The 17874-nt window shown below is 59.9% G+C and carries 14 protein-coding genes and 1 pseudogene; 11 read left to right on the top strand and 4 right to left on the bottom strand.

Annotation, left to right across the window (positions count from 1 at the left end; all coding sequences use genetic code 11):
• Positions 1-37: 37 nt before the first annotated feature.
• A complete protein-coding gene (locus tag IB265_RS31095; RefSeq protein ID WP_192495683.1) occupies positions 38-1792 on the bottom strand; it encodes an alkaline phosphatase in 1755 nt (584 codons plus the stop codon).
• An 877-nt stretch (positions 1793-2669) separates the two neighbouring features.
• Here IB265_RS31095 and IB265_RS31090 point away from each other — a divergent pair.
• Entirely contained in the window at positions 2670-2861 is a 192-nt protein-coding gene (locus IB265_RS31090; protein WP_057255154.1) for a DUF6494 family protein, read from the top strand.
• Between the two features lie 277 nt (positions 2862-3138).
• Positions 3139-3942, top strand: a complete 804-nt coding sequence (locus IB265_RS31085; protein WP_113133392.1) for a L,D-transpeptidase — start codon at positions 3139-3141, stop codon at positions 3940-3942.
• 261 nt (positions 3943-4203) lie between these two features.
• On the opposite strand, the gene IB265_RS31080 is transcribed toward IB265_RS31085, so the two are convergent.
• The gene (locus IB265_RS31080) at positions 4204-5175 is read right to left on the bottom strand and encodes a LysR substrate-binding domain-containing protein (RefSeq protein ID WP_082616217.1); all 972 of its coding nucleotides are present in this window, start codon (positions 5173-5175) and stop codon (positions 4204-4206) included.
• A 48-nt stretch (positions 5176-5223) separates the two neighbouring features.
• On the opposite strand from IB265_RS31080, the gene IB265_RS31075 reads away from it, so the two are divergent.
• The 4 genes from IB265_RS31075 to IB265_RS31060 all read left to right on the top strand — a co-directional run bounded on the left by IB265_RS31075 (position 5224) and on the right by IB265_RS31060 (position 8943).
• Positions 5224-6618, top strand: a complete 1395-nt coding sequence (locus tag IB265_RS31075; protein ID WP_192495682.1) for a M20 family metallopeptidase — start codon at positions 5224-5226, stop codon at positions 6616-6618.
• Between the two features lie 67 nt (positions 6619-6685).
• The gene (locus IB265_RS31070; protein ID WP_192495681.1) at positions 6686-7483 is read left to right on the top strand and encodes a transporter substrate-binding domain-containing protein; all 798 of its coding nucleotides are present in this window, start codon (positions 6686-6688) and stop codon (positions 7481-7483) included.
• Between the two features lie 6 nt (positions 7484-7489).
• Positions 7490-8200, top strand: a complete 711-nt coding sequence (locus tag IB265_RS31065) for an ABC transporter permease (protein ID WP_210334639.1) — start codon at positions 7490-7492, stop codon at positions 8198-8200.
• A gap of 2 nt (positions 8201-8202) precedes the next feature.
• Entirely contained in the window at positions 8203-8943 is a 741-nt protein-coding gene (locus tag IB265_RS31060) for an ABC transporter permease (RefSeq protein WP_192495680.1), read from the top strand.
• Between the two features lie 74 nt (positions 8944-9017).
• On the opposite strand, the gene IB265_RS37415 is transcribed toward IB265_RS31060, so the two are convergent.
• Complete coding sequence (locus IB265_RS37415) at positions 9018-9143, bottom strand: hypothetical protein (protein ID WP_256436681.1); 126 nt, start codon at positions 9141-9143, stop codon at positions 9018-9020.
• A gap of 373 nt (positions 9144-9516) precedes the next feature.
• Between IB265_RS37415 and IB265_RS31055 the strand changes: the two genes are divergently transcribed.
• Both IB265_RS31055 and IB265_RS31050 read left to right on the top strand, forming a co-directional pair.
• Positions 9517-11049 (top strand): FAD-dependent oxidoreductase, encoded by a 1533-nt coding sequence (locus IB265_RS31055; protein WP_192495679.1) that lies wholly within the window; start codon positions 9517-9519, stop codon positions 11047-11049.
• A 224-nt stretch (positions 11050-11273) separates the two neighbouring features.
• Positions 11274-12140 carry an SHOCT domain-containing protein gene (locus IB265_RS31050; protein WP_309140531.1) on the top strand — a complete coding sequence of 289 codons (867 nt, stop codon included), beginning with the start codon at positions 11274-11276 and terminating at the stop codon, positions 12138-12140.
• 324 nt (positions 12141-12464) lie between these two features.
• Here IB265_RS31050 and IB265_RS31045 read toward each other — a convergent pair whose 3' ends face one another.
• The gene (locus IB265_RS31045; protein ID WP_192495708.1) at positions 12465-13559 is read right to left on the bottom strand and encodes a septal ring lytic transglycosylase RlpA family protein; all 1095 of its coding nucleotides are present in this window, start codon (positions 13557-13559) and stop codon (positions 12465-12467) included.
• A gap of 540 nt (positions 13560-14099) precedes the next feature.
• Between IB265_RS31045 and IB265_RS31040 the strand changes: the two are divergent.
• The 3 genes and pseudogenes from IB265_RS31040 to IB265_RS31030 all read left to right on the top strand — a co-directional run.
• Positions 14100-14540: pseudogene (locus tag IB265_RS31040) on the top strand (transposase); the annotation flags it as partial.
• Positions 14541-15085: 545 nt separating this feature from the next.
• Entirely contained in the window at positions 15086-16471 is a 1386-nt protein-coding gene (locus IB265_RS31035; RefSeq protein ID WP_192495678.1) for an adenylate/guanylate cyclase domain-containing protein, read from the top strand.
• A gap of 715 nt (positions 16472-17186) precedes the next feature.
• Positions 17187-17807, top strand: a complete 621-nt coding sequence (locus IB265_RS31030; protein ID WP_192495677.1) for a hypothetical protein — start codon at positions 17187-17189, stop codon at positions 17805-17807.
• Positions 17808-17874: the final 67 nt, after the last annotated feature.

Genomic DNA, 17874 nt, shown 5'->3' with positions numbered 1-17874 from the left:
GCGCGGGACCGCCTGTCCGTCAAAGGGATGTAAGCCCTTAGTCCTTCGCGGTGCCGAGGGCGAAGGCGTCGGCAAGCACGCGGTAGACGTCGCTCTGTTCCATGTAACCACGGAAGCCTTCCGAACCAGGACCGGCCGCCTGAAGCACGACGTCGTCGACAGCATGAACGCCGCTGTCGCCATCCTTCGGGATGTTGCCCCGGACGAAGACGGCGCCGGGAACGTCCTTATAGGCTTCGTTGGCGACATATTCCTTCGCCTCGTTTTGCACGGCCGGAACGAACGGACCATCCAGCTTCGGACGGAAGGTTTCGTAGTGATCCGGACCGTTGTTGGCGGCCAGGAAGAGACGACGCGTGACGTCGATGCGATCCGGATAACCGTCGCCGTCCTTGTCCTCGTAGTTCGGGAAGCCGGCGTCGTCATAGGTGCCGACCTTCGCGCGCATGTCCTCGCCCGGCTTCTCGTCGTCGACGGTGCCGATGATGGCGACGCCGTGGGTGTGGTCACCGGTGACGACGATCATCGTGTCGGGATTGGCAGCAGCGAATTCGCGGGCCACGCCCACGGCCTTGTCGAACTCGATCGTTTCGACGAGTGCGCGGTCCCAGTCGAGCGGATGGCTCATCTTGTCGACCGAAGCGGCTTCGACCATCAGGAAGAAGCCTTCCGGGTTCTTGGAGAGCTTGTCGAGCGCGACCTTGGTCATCTCGACAAGACCGGGCTGGTTCGGGAATTTCTCGACGGTGCCCTTCTTGAGGAATTCACGGTCGAGCGTCACGTCCATGTTGCCGGTGTGGAAGAGACCAAGCAGCTTGTCCTGGTTGGAGCCGGTGGCAGCGGCCAGTTCCGTCTTGTCGGTCGCGAGCGCGTAGCCGGCGTTCTTGAATTCCGCGATGTAGTCCTTGTCGTCCTTGCGCTTGGAGCCCGGTACGTCCTTGCCGAGGAAATAGGCGGAGCCGCCGCCGAGAAGCACGTCCGGCTTGACATCGAACAGCATGCCGACAATCTCCGCCTTGTCGCCGCGCTTGCGGGTGTGCGAGACGACGGCTGCCGGCGTGGCGTCCTCAACTTCGGCGGTCGTCACGATACCGACGGACTTTTTGGTGGTACGGCGCAGTGCCTCGGCAATCGTCTCGATCTTCGGGTCGTCGAGGCTTGCCGGCGTGCGGTCGGCATAGACGCCGAGCGCGTTGACGCGCGACTTGTGGCCGGTCATGTAGGCCGACATGGTATTGGCGCTGTCCGTTGCGATCGAATGCGTCGAGGACGTGCCGATGAAGGCGACCGGCGGGATGTCGTCCATGGCGAGGCGGCCATTCGCCTTGCCGCCCGTCATACCCTTCGACATGATGCGCGCGCCCGTGCGGTGGGCGACGGAGAGGCCGTCGGCGATCAGGAAGATGACGTTTTTCGCCTTCGGCTCGGCGGCGGTGCCGTAGACATCCCAGCCCACCGACTGCGTTTCGCTGCCGGCTGAAACCTCAACCTTGTAGGCGCCGGCCGTGCCGATCGTCAGGCCGCGCAGGACGAGGGCGGAACCGAGTACCTTGTCTTCCGCGCCCTTTTCCTCGACGACGAATTCGGCCTTCTTGCCGAAAACGGTTTCGTAGTCCTGGCCGTTGACGGTGACCTTCACGTCTTCCGGTTTCACGACAGTATCGAACTCTACCTTGAAGTCGAACGGCGAACCGACGAGGATCGTCGCGCGATCGATGGGATAAACAGTCGCGGCCTGTGCTGCGCCGGAAAGGATCGTTGCCGATGCCAGGGCGAGGAGAAGTTTACGCATGGGAGAGCCTCTCTTGAGCGGTGGTTACCCTTCTTGCGATAGAAACTCAGCGTGACAGGCGTATTACAGCCGCATCAAGGAGGCGCTTTCGGCCTTCCCGATACCGGTTCGGTCGTGAGGGAGACCTGCACTCTCGTGGATAGCATCCGCTCCGCTTCCTGGACGATACCAGCTCTGAGCTGAGCTCTGGGCCAAAGAGACACCGACCTTGGGAGTTGGACTGTGCATCCGTTGCCTTGATGGGATCGGAACCGAAGACCCGTGGTTCGCATGCATATCCGTCGAACGAGGGTCGCGCCGAAGTGGTGGACGAGTATCAGCCTCCGTGATGTCTGGGAGACGCGGGACGCCCGGATCTCCTCGCATCAGTGCATACAGAGAACTTACCGAAATAGACGAGCGTAACGGCGCCGCGTGACAGTGGTGCCGGATTCTCGGGGTGGAGAGCAAGCAGGGGCAGCAATCACGGTCGTCCGTCGTCAAAGCCCTCAGCGGCGTCTCTGGCTACGTCCCGACAGGCGTGCCGGACGAAACCTACAAGGTTGCTCGCAAAATAGCCGCTACGAACCGATCGTCGCCCTTCCGGGTGTGGAGCCGGACACCATCCCCCACCAAACTTCCGAGCAAGTCGAATTGCTCCTCCGAGCGCAACGCGAAACTCAAGTTCAGCACGAAACATTATGCGATTTTCGAGCTCCCCCCGCCGCGCATAACGTGGATCGGTTTCACGCCTCCTCTCAGAGTCGGTTAAGTTCAAAAGGCCTCGGCGCCTCTTCTTCGGTCGCAGTCTGTTTGTAGCACACCGCGCCTCACCGTCCTGCTTCCTTGACCACTTCCCTTCCCTTACAATCCCTTCTGAACATAGTGGAGTTCTGCCATGAGCGAAGACGCCTTTAACATGTCGATCCGCAAGTTCCTGAAGGAAGTCGGCATCACCTCGCAGCGCAAGATCGAGGAGACGGTGCGCGAAGGGCAGACCGGCGGCCAAAAGCTGAAGGTCCGCATGACGCTGACGGCGGAAGGCACCGACCTCGACCACGTGGTGACCGGCGAGATCGAACTTCCATAGGAAGCATCGAGCTTCCTACGTGAAACGTCGCATCCCCTCGTACGAATTCGGGGCCGTCAGAAACACGCCATTCAAAATTATCACTACATTGGAATTGCCAGTGATATCTCGCCTATCGCTGGCAACCAGAGCCATATTTAGTTCGAGCTTGAATTACCCTGCACTTGCAAATGGCAAGCAGCCGGGCGGCCGGTTTTACGCCTTCTTAACCATGAATTGTGAAAATGTGCCCATCCGGTGGGTATGATGCCGACCGTTCGTTTGGGGTGAAAAGTGCATGCGTAAGCCGCAAGATCAGAAGCTATCCTCTGACGCTCCCATACCGGAGTCCGGGTACATCGTCTCCCGCCGCGCCGTACTTTCGGGCCTCGGTGTCATGACCCTGCTTGGCGCTTCCGGCTGCTCGCAGACGCTGGAACTCCCTTCGCTGGGACCAATCGAGCCGTCTGGTGGTATGCCGCCTGTGGGCGTTGACCACATGCCGACCGGGTCCATCCGCCCGATCCCACCGATCAGCGTCGACAGCAACATCACCGACAATAGCACGATGTATGCCTCGCTGGTCGACAATGGTTTCGTGATCCCGGCAATCCCATTCCAGAAGGTCAGGCCGGAATTCCGGCGTCAGATTGTTATCGATCCGACCGGCGAGGCGCCGGGTACGATCGTGGTGCGGCTCAACGAGCGGCATCTCTATTGGGTGCAGGAAGGCGGCGAAGCGATCCGTTACGGCGTCGGCATCGGCAAGGCCGGCTTCGAATGGAACGGCCGCGCGGAGATCCAGTACACAAAGGAGTGGCCCACCTGGACACCGCCCAGAGAGATGATCGCGCGCAAGCCGGAACTGGTGAAATGGACGGGCGGTCAGCCAGGCGGGCTCGACAACCCGCTCGGCGCCCGCGCGCACTATATCTACAAGGACGGCCACGACACTGGCTATCGCGTGCACGGCTCACCGGAATGGTGGACCATTGGCACTCAAGCATCTTCCGGTTGCGTGCGCATGATCAATCAGGACGTCATCGACCTCTACAACCGGGTCAAGGCTTCGCCGACCAAAGTCCCGATTGTGGTGGCGTGAAAGCCTTCCGCGCTGAGTGCGTAGGGGATCGAAGGATCACGACAGTCCCTTCCCGTCGATAAATTATGCGATCTTCTTAGCCCAGAACGTGAACAACCTCGCAGCAAGCCGTGCACGGGGATCGAGGAGAACGGCTCCCTTTGACCCGTTTCTGTCATCCGCCAAGCGCGGTGAATGGCGCGTTCTGCCCAATGCCATGCGTCTCTTGCTCGAACGGGGTCGGCGAAAACAGTACTCGGACTGAAAGCCGTGCGGGACCGGTTACCCCAGTTTCGCCGTCGCAATACCTTGATCCAAGAGCCAGCTTCTTAGGATCGCAACCTCTGGTCGCGCAAGATTAGCGTCGGGTGTCATGATGACATAGGGCTGCCTAATCGGCAGCGATATCCCGAAGGCATCGACCAGCCGCCCGGTGCAAAGCTCGGTCTCGACCAGGAAATCTGGAACCAGAGCGAAGCCGGCGCCCGACAGACAGGCATCGATCGCAAGGTGCACCAGATTGAACGACAAGGTTGACCGCAGTTCGAGATGCCCAAACCCAGTTGCAGCAAACCATGCTTCCCACCCTTCATCGTGCCAGCCCGGTTCGGCATAATCCACCTTGATCAGGGGCCGGGACAACAAGTCAGCAGGTGTCGACGCAGGCGGGAGGGTGGCCGCCAAGTCGGGCGAACCGACGACAACCAGGCTGCCATTGATCAGCGTATCCTGTCGGACGCCCGGAATCGTTCCACGGCCATGATAGATTGCAAGATCCGGATCCGGCTCCCTGGCGCTCCATCGGTGCGGCAGAGCCATGACAGCCACGGAGATGTCGGGATGGGCCTTGCGAAACTTGCCAATGCGGGGTGCAAGCCACTTCGTTGCGAGTGAAAACTGGCAACGAACGGTGACGGTGCTGAGCCCACCGGGCACTCGCGCCGCAGCGCCGACGGCGGTGAGTTGATCGAAGATCGCACCGAGGCGCGTTGCAAAGACCCGGCCGGTCTCCGTCAACCCCACGCCATTGGCGCGCCGTTCAAACAGCGGTCCACCGACCCACTCTTCGAGCTGTTTCATGTGATGACTGACTGCGCCCGGGGTCACGCTCAGCTCACCAGCCGCCCTGGCGAAGCTCAGGTGGCGCGCCGCAGCTTCGAAAGCGCGCAGTGCGGGCAGCGGTGGCAAATGACGGGCCATGTCGAGACTCAATCCAGCTAAGGGTAACCGAGAGAACTTTTGGTTTGCTTGCATATTCGTCCCCGTGACATCGTGCTGTCAACGCAATGAATGAGCAGGATTATGTCTAGGGATCAATCTATAGCCACCGCCGTCGCCTATCTGGCCAACGGGCGCTTTCTGGCCGATCTGACACGCCGGGTCGCAATCGCGACGGAAAGCCAGAATCCCGCACGGCGCCCGGAATGCGTGCGTTATTTAAACGAGTTCAGGCAGGATCTCGCAAGCCTCGGCTTTACTGGCGACATTCTGGACAACCCGGATCCCATAGGCGGCCCGCTGCTGATCGCGCGGCGCGACGAAGCCGGACATCTGCCAACACTGCTCGTTTACGGACATGCGGACGTGGTGGCTGGCATGGAAGGCGCATGGTCGAATGGCCGTGATCCCTGGGAAGTGAGTGTCGAGGGCGACCGCCTCTACGGTCGCGGTACCGCCGACAACAAGGGCCAGCACACAATCGTGATGCTGGCTCTGGAAGCGGTTCTGGCGACGCGCGGATCCCTCGGCTTTAACGTCGTGGTGCTTATCGAAACATCTGAGGAGACCGGTTCGGCCGGACTTCACCAGATTTGTTCGGAACATCGTTCGAAGCTCAAGGCCGATTGGCTGATCTCATCGGACGGACCTCGCCTGGCCCGCGATCGCGCGACACTTGATGGTGGCACCCGTGGAACCGTTGATTTCGATCTGATCTGCGATCTCAGGGCTGGCGCACATCATTCCGGCAATTGGGGCGGTCTGCTTGCCAACCCGGCCGTGATCCTCGCCAACGCCATCTCCAGCCTGGTGTCGGCGACCGGTCAAATCAATGTTCGAGGAATTCTTCCGACTGAAGTTCCTCAAGGCGTCATGGCCGCGCTCGGTCGAATAGAGCTTCAAGCCGAGAGCGGCGGCCCGGAGCTTGACGGCTGGTGGGGCGAGCCGGGATTGACGCCATCGCAACGCGTCTTCGGCTGGACGGCGCTCGAAGTTTTGGCGATGACGGCAGGCACGCCGGCTTTACCGATCAATGCCATTCCGCCCCGCGCATCTGCACGACTGCAGATCCGTTACACCGTCGATACCGATCCGGCGGGCTTCATGCAGACAATTCGCGTCTACCTCGACGAAAACGGCTTTGGCAATGTCGCCGTCGTCCCAACGGCAACGAAACTGGAATGGGGCGCCACACGCCTCGATCCCGAGCATCCCTTGATGCGCTGGGCGGCCGCGTCCGTTCAAAGGACGACGACGGTGGAGCCGACAATTCTGCCGAATGCCGGAGGCTCTCTACCGAACGATTGCTTCGCAGATCTGTTAGGAATTCCAACGGTCTGGGTGCCGCACTCCTATTCGGGATGCTGTCAGCATGCGCCGGACGAACATCTGCTGACGCCACTTGTCGCAGAGGGTCTTGCAATCATGGCAGGCCTGTTCTGGGACCTCGGCACGGACGACCGACCCGAACGCTTTTGAGCCTACCAACACAAATACAAAGAGGGGGACAATCATGAATGCAAAATGGACGGAACTGGTCGCAGCATTGACGCTTGCAGCATTATGCGCGACACCAGTCTTGGCTGAGGACTTACCTGAAGTGCGCATCGGAACGGATGGCGGCTATCTTCCCTGGACCTCGATGACGCCTGCGGGAGAGCTGACCGGTTTCGATATTGAACTGGCAAGGCTCGTGTGTCAGCGAATGCAGCGCAGCTGCCGCTTCACCGCCCAACCCTGGGAAGGACAGATTCCCGCTCTTGAGCAGGGCAAATATGACATCCTCGTCGGTGGGATATCGATCACCCCAGAGCGGCAGAAACGCCTTGCCTTCACGCAGAGCTACGGCAACCTGCCGATCAATTTTGCGGCCGCCAAGAATTCCGGCCTGAACGGGAAAAGCTCCTGGGCAGAGCTCAAGAATGCGCTGGTAGGCAAGACGGTCGGCGTCCAATCCGGCACGCAAAGTCAAAAGTTCATGGACAATGAACTGAAGGGCGAAGTCAACGTCCGCCTCTACGACAATCAGGACAGCCTCAATCTCGACCTATTGGCTGGAAGGATTGACGCCGCGCTTGCGGGGCGTTCCCCGTGGATAGCTCTCACGGGTTCGTCACAAGGCGAAACGATCGAGATCCTGTCGCCCAATCTTGATTTCGAGCAGTTCGACTATCTCGGCGTCGGTGTCGGCGGACTGATGCGCAAGGATACCGAGGAGCTTCGCAAAGCATGGGACGTGGCCCTTTGCCAACTGAAGAAAGACGGCGAAGTCACACGGATTTCGCAGCAATGGTTTGGTTTCGATATCTCGACCAAGGCCGACCCGAAAATCTGCGGGGAATGATTTTTGATGGCTGCGGACGCGTCCATTCTTCAAATGCTGGCCTGGGGCGATCAGGGCTGGTCCAGGCCGCTCCTGTTCGGGCTCGGCGTCACCGTAGCCTGCGCGAGCCTCGGCTACGTTCTTGGTGTCGCCCTTGGCTTTGCCATTGCACTGGCGAAGCTCGGAAGCAATCGCTGGATCGCGGGCGCAGCCAATCTCTATACGACGGTGATGCGAGGAGTGCCGCCCTTGCTCGTCATTTTCCTTCTCTTTTTCGGAACCAACGGGGCGCTGATGTGGGTCGCGCGCGGTTTCGGCTACACCGGCTACATCGAGATAGACGCGTTTTCGGTCGGCGTGATGGCCGTCACCCTCGTCTCGGCATCCTATAGCTCCGAAGTGTTTCGCGGCGCGCACGGCACAATTCCAGCCGGGCAGTTCGAGGCTTTTGCCGCGCTCGGCCTTCGTCCGTTTCCGGGACTCTATTTGGTCATCATGCCGCAAATGTTCCGGCAGGCCCTGCCGGGCCTGGGCAATGTCTGGATCATGGCCATCAAGGAAACGACACTGCTTTCCGTGATCTCTGTGGCCGAGCTTATGCGGGTCGTCGGCCTCGCCGGGCGCACGACCGGACAACCATTCGTCTTTTACGGCGCCGCAGCTGTCATCTATTTCGTGCTTGTCGCCGTATCCTCGCGGGTGTTCGTCGCCGTCGAGAACAGAATGCGCTGGGGCTGATCATGGATTTCGAAACGACACTACACGTTGCTAGCGAGCTGGCTGGCGCAATCTGGGTCACATTGGCACTGGCGGCAGCAACCCTCCCACTTGGTTTCGTCCTGGCGGGTATTGCCACTTGGGCGCGTGCTTCGCGTCATGGGTCTCTTCGGGCTATCGCATCAGCCTATGTTCTAGCGTTCCGCTCCACGCCGCTGCTGGTTCAGATCTTCGTCCTTTACTATGGCCTCAGCCAGTTCGCATGGCTGCGCGAAAGTCCAGCATGGATCTTGTTGAGGGAGCCTTTCGCCTGTGCGGTGATCGCCATGAGCCTTTGCTCGGGCGCATATACGGCCGAGGTGATGCGCGGCGGTCTGGCCGCCGTGCCCAAAGGCGCGATCGAGGCAGCCCGCGCGCTGGGACTGTCGTCAATCAAGGTCTTTTTTCTCGTCACCGCTCCGATAGCTGTGAGACGCGCTTTGCCGGCCTACAGCAACGAGATCGTCGTGACGCTCAAGGCGACGTCGCTTGCCAGCACCATCACGGTGATGGAACTGACCGGCGTAGCAAAGGATCTGATGAGCGAGACCTTCGCCGTCATCCAAGTATTCTGCATGGTAGCCGCCATATATTTGGTCATCAATTCGGCACTGATCCTCGGATTGCGTTTGTTGGAAATCTATCTTGCCCCACCACATGAGCGGCCGCTTAGGCATCAGCGCGGGAGAAATCGAAAGGCTGAAGTAAGATCAGCGGATGCATGAGTGAAGCCAAGCGAAGTCAAAACTTGACGCTCTCGAAGGATTCGAACCATCGGTCGCATAGTCTTGCCACAGCCTCAGACCGCAACTCCAGCATTACGAAAACCATCAAACCAAAGAGCCGCGTCCTCTTTCAAGCTGCAGATCTCGGCGGTAATGCGAGCGTATAAGGCGGCATCGAAGTCGTCGGGCAGTTCGCTCACCGCCCTACTTGCCTCACTGATCCTTCCCAGCTGCGCAAGACACGCCGCCTCGTTCAGCTGCGAGCGTGCTATGTGACTGCCTTGCGATCCGCCGACAATCACGACTTCGGCCCACTATTGGAATTCGCGCGGTCCTGAACCGCCGAACAACGTTATGGTCACGTTGGCGAGGGCCGCCGTATTCACGGAGGCACAGCGCCGGTGCCCGGGTTGCTCCTATGGGGCATATTGCGAAAATTGCGCGCAACTGCAGGTCAAATTCGCTTGCCTGGGAGCCAGAATGGCGGACAATTCCAGACGAGTTGCCTGTTGGGTAGGCAAGCCCAGCGTCGCAGTGGGCGACATCGGCAGTTGCCCTTCGACGGAGGAGAAGATGGCCGGTAACCAATCAGATCCGAGCGGACCCGACCTCGCCTTCGGCATTGCGCTCGCCGATCTCCCCGATGGCGGAAAGTTGGTCGGTCATCGCGATGGCGAGCCGGTGCTTCTGGTGCGCCGCGGATCCGAGATTTTCGCGATAGCCGCCAACTGCTCGCATTACGGTGGGCCGCTGGTCGATGGCCTCGTCGCCGACGACACCGTTCGCTGCCCCTGGCATCACGCCTGCTTTGATCTGCGCACCGGAGAGGCCCTGCGTGCTCCGGCGTTATCGCCGCTTGCCTGCTGGTCGGTTGAACAGCACGGCGACAAAATAATCGTCGGCGAGAAGCGCAAGAAGCAGTCACCGGTTTCACGCGAAGGCGATGCCGGAGCGGCTCCCGAAAAGATCGTCATCGTCGGTGGCGGCGCCGCCGGCTTTGCCGCCGCCGAAAGACTGCGGCGCGAACAATTTCAGGGCGCAATCGTCATGATCAGCGATGACGAGGCGCTGCCCGTCGACCGCCCTAACCTGTCGAAGGACTATCTTGCCGGAAAGGCGCCGGAGGACTGGATCCCGCTGCGCAAGGAGGGCTTCTATGCCAAGAACGGCATCGACTTGCGCCTCGGAACCAGGGTTGCCGGCATAGATGTCCGCGCCAGCGAAATCTTGCTCGCCGATGGGGCGCGGGTCGCCTTCGACAGACTGTTGCTGGCGATGGGCGCCGAACCGGTTCGCCTGACCATACCCGGCGCCGACCAGCCTCATGTCCACACGCTGCGCTCGCTTGCCGACAGTCGGAAGATCATCGCGCAAGCCGGCACCGCACGCAGCGCCGTCGTCCTGGGCGCCAGCTTCATCGGCCTCGAAGTTGCCGCCGCCCTTCGGACCCGCGGTGTCAAAGTGCATGTGGTGGCGCCCGAGGAACGGCCGATGGAACGGATACTGGGGCCACAGATCGGCGATTTCATCCGCGCCCTACATGAGGAAAATGGCGTCATCTTCCACCTTGGGGATACTGCGGCGAGCATCGGCGCGAGTGACGTCCTGCTGAGCAGCGGCAGCTCGCTGGCCGCCGACATGGTCGTTGTCGGCATCGGCGTCCGGCCGCGGGTCGATCTCGCCGAAAGGGCCGGGCTGGCCACCGATCGGGGCGTCCTGGTCGATGCCTATCTTGAGACCAGCGGACCGGGCATATATGCGGCCGGCGATATCGCCCGGTGGCCCGATCCCCACAGCGGCGAGAACATCAGAGTGGAGCACTGGGTGGTGGCGCAGCGGCAAGGCGCTGCCGCCGCACTCAACATGCTCGGACGCCAGAAGAAGTTCACGGATGTGCCGTTCTTTTGGAGCCAGCATTACAACGTTCCGATCAACTATGTCGGCCATGCCGAGGGATGGGACGAGATCGAGGTCGAGGGCGACATTCCCGCCAAGGACTGCCTCCTGCGCTTCAAGCGCGGCGGACGTGTGCTGGCGGTCGCCACGATCTTCCGCGACACCGAGAGCCTCGAGGCAGAACTGGCGATGGAGCGGGGCGAGGCCTAGTAGTGACGAATTACTATCTGAGCCATAGGGCGATAGCGAGTTTGACGAAGCACATTCGCAACACGCTATGACAAGCTCTTCGCCCACTTCAAATCGAGAAACGCCTAGACCGCATTGAAAGGCAGGGCAGCGCGCGAGTATTATCGGCGTGCTGGATTTCAACACGACCGCTAAAATCGGATTTGCAGACCTTCAAACGGAACAGACAGGCGACCTCAGCGGAGATGCGTAAGGAAGCGAGCGCGATGAGACAACTCAGTGAAGAGGGCCGGCGAACCCTGGGAGAGATTGCAGAGCGGTACGGGGTCAGCCTCGGCGCGGTGGAGCACCTTCTGATGGCGATTATCGCCGGGCAGGCGACACAGGCCCAGTTCAACCATCCCGATCTAGGTGGGATGGGGCAATGGTCGCAGGGCGGCATGATCATGGTCGGCGACATGTTCAACAATGCGCTGAAGGCGAACGTGGCCGGAGTTTGTTCCGAGCTTGCCGCCTTGGTGCGCGGCATGGATTTGCTGCGCCCGCAGACGTCGCACCAGTCCCAATATCAAGACCAGGGCGGCGGCGCCAGCCTGTTCGTGCCGGGCGCGCTTTCGGCTGGGAACTGGTGGCCCGAGGAGCTCGGGCATCCTGCCTCGACCGGCGCGCAGAATGACCTGCGTTATGCCTTTTTCCCGACAACCCGACGGCTAGCGATCGATATCGACGGCCAGGTTATGGTCTATGACACGAAGGACCATCGCATTGGCGGGTTCTCGCAACAGCAAAGCGGCGACCAGTCGCTGAGCTTTACCTCTCAGTATGGGCTGGTGAAAATTGCGGAACTGGATTTGATACGGCAGGGCGGCAAGGAACCGGCAGACACGCCGGCTACCGAAGCATCCGCCGCCACGGCTGCGCCGTCGATATTCGCATCGTCCGCGTCGGTATCCGCCGAGCCACAACAGGGGGCACATCCAGCGCCGGAGGCGGTTCGGTCGGATGAGGACATCTTCGACAAGATCGAACGCCTCGCAGCACTTCATGCGAAAGGCATTCTCACGGATCAGGAATTCGAGGCCACGAAGTCGGAGTTGCTCAGCCGACTATAGCATCCGATGAACGGTGCTTGCCACGGAGGTCAATGGAAGGCTTTCCATCGAGCCGCGGCGGGCGGTGACGACCGTCAATGAACTCCGACAACCGATTGAGCACGCGCGCTCATCAAAACCCATCCCATCCTCCGTCTCCCATCACCTAACAAGCCGAGTGTGGCAATCCGGATTCGACCCAAAGGGGACGCCGTAGGTTGCATGCCCGTGAATAGGCGTCTCGGCACGAACGTCAATCGCTCGGCCCGATCGGACTTCTGAACCCTCATTTCGTTTGTTAACGCCCAATGTGCCGGGCATGTCCGGTGATGAACCTTTGCGACGCTAAGTAAGACCTAATGTTGTGCCCCGCCTGCGGCAGCCGCCTTCGCAAGAGCGGCGCCGGCTTTTGGAGATTACCCCGGTAAGACGCTTGGTGCCGCTGCCGGCCGCCAGAGGCAGAACTTGAACCCCACACATGTCGCGCAGACCGTCATCGCCGTCCTCGTCCAAGCAATATTTGACACCAGGGGTCGTCAGGGAAGCTATTTCGTGAGTCTGTGGTGCCATCTTGGCGCTTCGTGACATCGATGGTGTGTATTCGGACAGCCAATCAGGCAACATCCCGAGTTGGTTGGATGTGTGTGACGCGACCGCGGAGTTGGTCCCAATCTGGTAGGAGGCGCTCGGCGTTTTTCCGGCAAGGTTCGTTCGCGTCGGAGAGAAAGACTGACTGTCGCTTCGCAACTGGTCGCCGATCGACTGATTCGAGGCCACCATCACGCCGGTTGCGATTTGAGGCTCCGGATTGACGGCTGGGAAACGGTCACTCTTCTTGATGTAGGAGGCTAGGAGGTAGGGCATGTCGTCCCCACCCAAGCGGGCGCGCCCCACATACTGCACCCGAACGGATGCCGTGCCACGGTGCTTCAGGTCCAGCATGTCTGCTGCTTTGCTGGAAACGTCGATGATGCGACCCTTTCGATAAGGACCGCGATCGTTGACGCGCAGGATGAGCGAAGAACCATTTTCAAGATTGGTCACCCGCACATAGCTGGGCAAGGGAAGGGTCGGATGTGCGGCGGACAGGTGTTTCGGGTCATAATCTTCGCCGTTTGCTGTCCGCCTCCCCCGAAAAGCTGAGCCGTACCAGGAAGCCACCCCCTTCCTGTCGTAGTTCGGGTCCTCCTTCGGAAAATAGCTCTTGCCCTTCACTACATAGGGCTTGCCAACCACATAGCGGCCACCGCCCTTGGCGACATTCTTGCGGTGGGCGACCCACGGATTAGCCTTCGCTCCGTATACCTTTTCGGAGATGTATGCTTTGCTGCGGTTCGTGTTGGGCGCTTGCGTGGTCGTACAGGTAGCACAGCAGGCGCAGATCACCGTGATCGCCAACCATCGCACACCTTTCGCAGGCGTATTTACCTCAATGACCATCTGTCCAACGCTGGCGACGGACTTCCATGCAACTGCGGTAAGCCTCGACATAAGCGCTCATGTCGGCCACGCGCCTGCAGTCTGTGCACTGGGTCCAGAAACAGACGGAATAGCAGCTGTGGCACTCGTCGATGCATCACTGCACTTGGGGTCTCGCCATTCATTCGCTCCTCCCGTGAAAGTAACTGTAAAATCAGATCTGATGCCAAAAGTTCCACGGGGACACACACACGACGTTGTTGGAGTCGCCTCGGCCTCGCTACGCTTGAGGCTTCTTTGGGGGGGGAGGAAACGGCTGCCCACTTGCCTATCATCCAGTTGAAACCTGCACGCCCCACGACCGATAATTCCCTCGCCTTGAGATCCCATCAGGGGTGGATAGCGGCCTGCACCGTGGCAGAGTGAGGTCGCTAGAAAACTCTCTGGAGGCCAACCATGCCGATGACAGCAGATCAAACTCCAGCACGGGCCGCTACCCACATCGATCTTGGCGCAATTTTCGTCTCGTTGGAATTGAGCAAATCCACATGGCTCGTGACGGATGCTTTGATCGCTCGCGAGACAGCCGAGACACCGCCAAGAGCCGCCGCGCTCTTAGGAATCCGGGGAATAGGTCCTGAGTTCGCGACGATCCTCTACTCGGAAGGTCTGTTCAGACACTTCGACAATCGGCGCCAAGTCGCTGCCTACGCGGGACTAGCTCCCTCGCCTTGGCAAAGCGGCAACGTTAATCGTGAGCAAGGTGTCTCGAAGGCAGGAAATCCGCGTTTGCGAGCGACGATGGTCGAGCTTGCCTGGTTGTGGCTGCGTCACCAACCAAATTCGGCGCTCGCTCTCTGGTTCAAGGAGCGCATTGCCCGCAACAGCGGCCGTCTCAAACAGCCGATGATCGTGGCTTTGGCTCGCAAGTTGCTGGTTGCACTTTGGAAATACGTGAGCTCTGGCGTCGTCATCGAGGGCGCGATCATGAAAAGCGCTTAAGCCATCAAACCAGCCAATAGACCTAAATTCCAATCCTCAGGGCTTGATCAGCCCTGACGGATCCAGGTGGACGGACCGGGATTCCGTTTGGCTTTACCCGCCGACCTTGAGATTGGTCCCGTTCTCCTGAGCCCGTTCCCGTCGAAAGCGGGTTAGTGGTGCAGCCGTAACAAGCGGCGACCGGATGTGAGATTGTACAGGTCCGGGGACGGGCCGGTAAATGCTATGGGCTCAGACCGTGGATCCGCTTACGAAGGAACAATTCGATGCCACGTGAATGAACCATTGACAAAAATCCTGATGTGAAAGGAATCGAACCGATGGCGTTTTGTCGCGTCGCTTAAGCCACTTCCGCTATTGAACAATGCAAGAGGCGCTGCCTTTGTCCAGGGCACTTCCCTCTTGCGATACTTTCGCGATCAGCGCCAATCGTTAAGCCGACACCTCCGAGATCACCGATGGACTTTGCGGCCTCCCGACCCCGTACAGGATTCGATCGCCTGTTCCCTTGGTGTTAGAATTGGGACCAACCCGCGGAGTCGAAGATGACGACCAGAGTAACCGCCCTGCCTGATCAGACGGACTTCGACGTGACCGCCAGCGAGACCTTGCTGGAGGCGGCCTTGAGATCGGGCGTGCCGTTCGCGCATGCATGCGGCGGGCGGGCGAAATGCTCGACCTGCCGTGTCTGGATCCTTTCTGGCTTGGAGGCCTGCCCAAATCGGAATGCCGCTGAGGCTTCGATGGCGGATCGATTGAGTTTGACGGACGAAGTTCGGTTGGCTTGCCAGCTTAAACCTCAAGGCGACCTTCGTATCCGGCGATTGGTGTTGGACGAAACCGACCTGATGATCACCAACCAACTTGGCGCAACAGCCGCGACACGTTCTGGGGAAGCGAAGCACGTCACGGTGTTCTTCAGCGACATTGTCGATTTCACAGCGCTGTCGGAGAAGCTCTCTGCCTACGACGTGATGTATCTACTCAATCGATACTTCGCCCAGGTCGGCGAAATTATCGAGAAGAATGGCGGGTTCATCGACAGTTTCATTGGTGACGGGCTCATGGCCATATTCGGCATTGATGGTCAACCTGACGCACCGCTCCGTGCCGTCAATGCAGCCCTCCAGACTCTCGGCACCGTGGATCGATTGAAGCCGTTCTTTGCCTCGATGTATGGCATCGACTTCGAGATCCGCATCGGCCTCAACTACGGCGAGGCTGTCATCGGGACATTGGGTTTTTCCGGACATGGACGACTGACCGCCGTTGGTGACGTTGTGAATGTGGCGAGCCGGATCGAGGCCGCCAACAAGGATGCCGGTACGCGGCTGCTGATATCCGAACCGCTCCGTAACGCACTTGCCGATAAAGTTGAAATCGCTGACTTTGTCAGGGTGCGCCTTCGCGGTACGAGCGAGCGCACGACGCTATTCGAAGTCGATAGGCTAAGGCCCGAAATCGACGCCGAACTCAACGCCAAGCCCTCCCGCGAAACCATCCGACATGGCGGCAGAAGGTGGGTTTGCGCTCTTGCTGAACAAGACCTTCAGCTCCACGAAAGACGGATCCTCGACTTCGAGGACTACGACATCGTCATCGTTCGCGAAGCGGATGGCTATTGTGCCTTCAACAACGCCTGCCCACATCTTCACCTGCCTTTATACGAGCGTCGCAGTCCAGCCCAGACAAAAGGGCTGCAACTCCCACACACCGAAAGTGCGATTACCAGCGATCTTGGCCTGGTTTGCCGATGGCATCACAGCTGTTTTGATCTGCTCACAGGCGAAATCAGGCAGTGGGCGCAGTTGCAGCAGGATGGCACCGCGCCTGGCTATGAATACGCGGGCGACATTTCGAAAAACCGCGCCAAGCTGGTTGTTTACCCGTGCCGCGTACAGGACGGCTCTGTCTGGATCGGCTTAGACTGACCGCCCTAGCTTTGCCGGAGACCGGGTGGGTGAAGCTCCGACCATGGCTGGCTCGATCGGCCTGCAGTAAGACTGCTCCGCGCCTTCGGCTGTCGGGATGTAGCCTATGGCCTCGTCAGCGGACCCGCGCTGTAAGCGCTATCTGCCATACGACGGGCCCGCTGTCGTTTGTCGGCCTGGCTCTGCTTGCGGGCGGCCCGGCCGTCATCGGGATCTGGACCGGACGCCTCGCCTACTCGCTGCAGTGGACGGCAATCGCGCTTGCCGTCGGAGCCGGCGCGATCGCACCAGGTCGTCGTGGAGGTGTGCGGCCTGATCGGGCGCTCGAACGGACAAGGCATCAAGGCAGTCCTTACGCCGCCTCCTTCGCTGGTTTGGCATCCGGTGCTGCCTTTGTGTAAACCACTGGAATACTGGTCAAAATCTGAAGTACGAGCCGCATTGCAAGCTTCCTGATCCTGGTGGCGATCGCCAGGATCAGCCGCCATCAAGCCCGAAGCAGCAAAGGCGGCTAGCCGCACCTTCAATCTACAAATTGCTGAATTAGCGCGGCATAATACTTGACAATGGAACTCACCATTTCATAGAACGGGCTCGCTCCGAGACCGGGTCCCGATCGCGTTTCGGAGCAGCAAATCACAACAGTCCGAAGCATCGGACGTGCCCTGTTTCGGGGTGCGAATGCATTTGCGCGTTTTCTTGGGGGAGTTGGGAAATGGGTGTTCTGGATCTTTCTTTGTCGTCAGCGCCCCAGCTGGCCTCATACATCCGTACAACGCTACGGCTAGTCCATTTCTCGGGATTGGTTCTCGGGCTCGGCGGCGCGGTGTTTCTTGATCTGATGTTGTCACGCTACCGTCGGATGATCGTCAGCTCGGAACTCGTCGAACACGTCGAATGGATCAGCCGGTTTATCGCGGCCGGACTCTTGCTGCTCTGGGCCTCGGGCCTGGGATTTCTCCTTCTCTATCAAGTGACCGAACCCGAGAAGCTGCTCAACCCGAAGATCTGGGCCAAGGTGACGATCGTCAGCATCCTCACTGTCAACGGCTTCGCTATCCATCGCTTCGTGATACCGTTCATCCGCCGCCAAATCGGCTCCACGCTCCTCTCGGAAATCAGACCCGCCACGAAGACCGCTCTGATAGGATGCGGCGTGATTTCGATTGTCTCCTGGAGCGTGCCGGTCATCCTCGGCGCCGCGCCGCAACTGAATTTTGTGGTGCCGTGCGAGATCATACTCGGAGGCTACGCGCTGCTCTTAGTCCCGGGTTTTATTATCGCCACTCTCGTCATGCGCGACCGGCGCGACAGGTGTGCCAGCATCACCGCCTGAAACCGCGAGAGCCAGGGGTTTCCTCGATATCCAAAGAGACGTGGTCAATCGCCAGATACAGCGCCGG

It is taken from the genome of Ensifer sp. ENS10, from assembly GCF_014852025.1.
GTDB lineage: Bacteria > Pseudomonadota > Alphaproteobacteria > Rhizobiales > Rhizobiaceae > Ensifer.
This window is presented reverse-complemented; position numbering and strand designations above follow the sequence as displayed.

Coding starts and splice junctions, on each gene's coding strand:
- IB265_RS31055 (WP_192495679.1), top strand. CDS start 9,517: ATGGCCGGTAACCAATCAGATCCGAGCGGACCCGACCTCGCCTTCGGC.
- IB265_RS31065 (WP_210334639.1), top strand. CDS start 7,490: ATGGCTGCGGACGCGTCCATTCTTCAAATGCTGGCCTGGGGCGATCAG.
- IB265_RS31045 (WP_192495708.1), bottom strand. CDS start 13,559: ATGGTCATTGAGGTAAATACGCCTGCGAAAGGTGTGCGATGGTTGGCG.
- IB265_RS31075 (WP_192495682.1), top strand. CDS start 5,224: ATGTCTAGGGATCAATCTATAGCCACCGCCGTCGCCTATCTGGCCAAC.
- IB265_RS31060 (WP_192495680.1), top strand. CDS start 8,203: ATGGATTTCGAAACGACACTACACGTTGCTAGCGAGCTGGCTGGCGCA.
- IB265_RS31035 (WP_192495678.1), top strand. CDS start 15,086: ATGACGACCAGAGTAACCGCCCTGCCTGATCAGACGGACTTCGACGTG.
- IB265_RS31080 (WP_082616217.1), bottom strand. CDS start 5,175: ATGCAAGCAAACCAAAAGTTCTCTCGGTTACCCTTAGCTGGATTGAGT.
- IB265_RS31085 (WP_113133392.1), top strand. CDS start 3,139: ATGCGTAAGCCGCAAGATCAGAAGCTATCCTCTGACGCTCCCATACCG.
- IB265_RS31095 (WP_192495683.1), bottom strand. CDS start 1,792: ATGCGTAAACTTCTCCTCGCCCTGGCATCGGCAACGATCCTTTCCGGC.
- IB265_RS31050 (WP_309140531.1), top strand. CDS start 11,274: ATGCGTAAGGAAGCGAGCGCGATGAGACAACTCAGTGAAGAGGGCCGG.
- IB265_RS31090 (WP_057255154.1), top strand. CDS start 2,670: ATGAGCGAAGACGCCTTTAACATGTCGATCCGCAAGTTCCTGAAGGAA.
- IB265_RS31030 (WP_192495677.1), top strand. CDS start 17,187: ATGGGTGTTCTGGATCTTTCTTTGTCGTCAGCGCCCCAGCTGGCCTCA.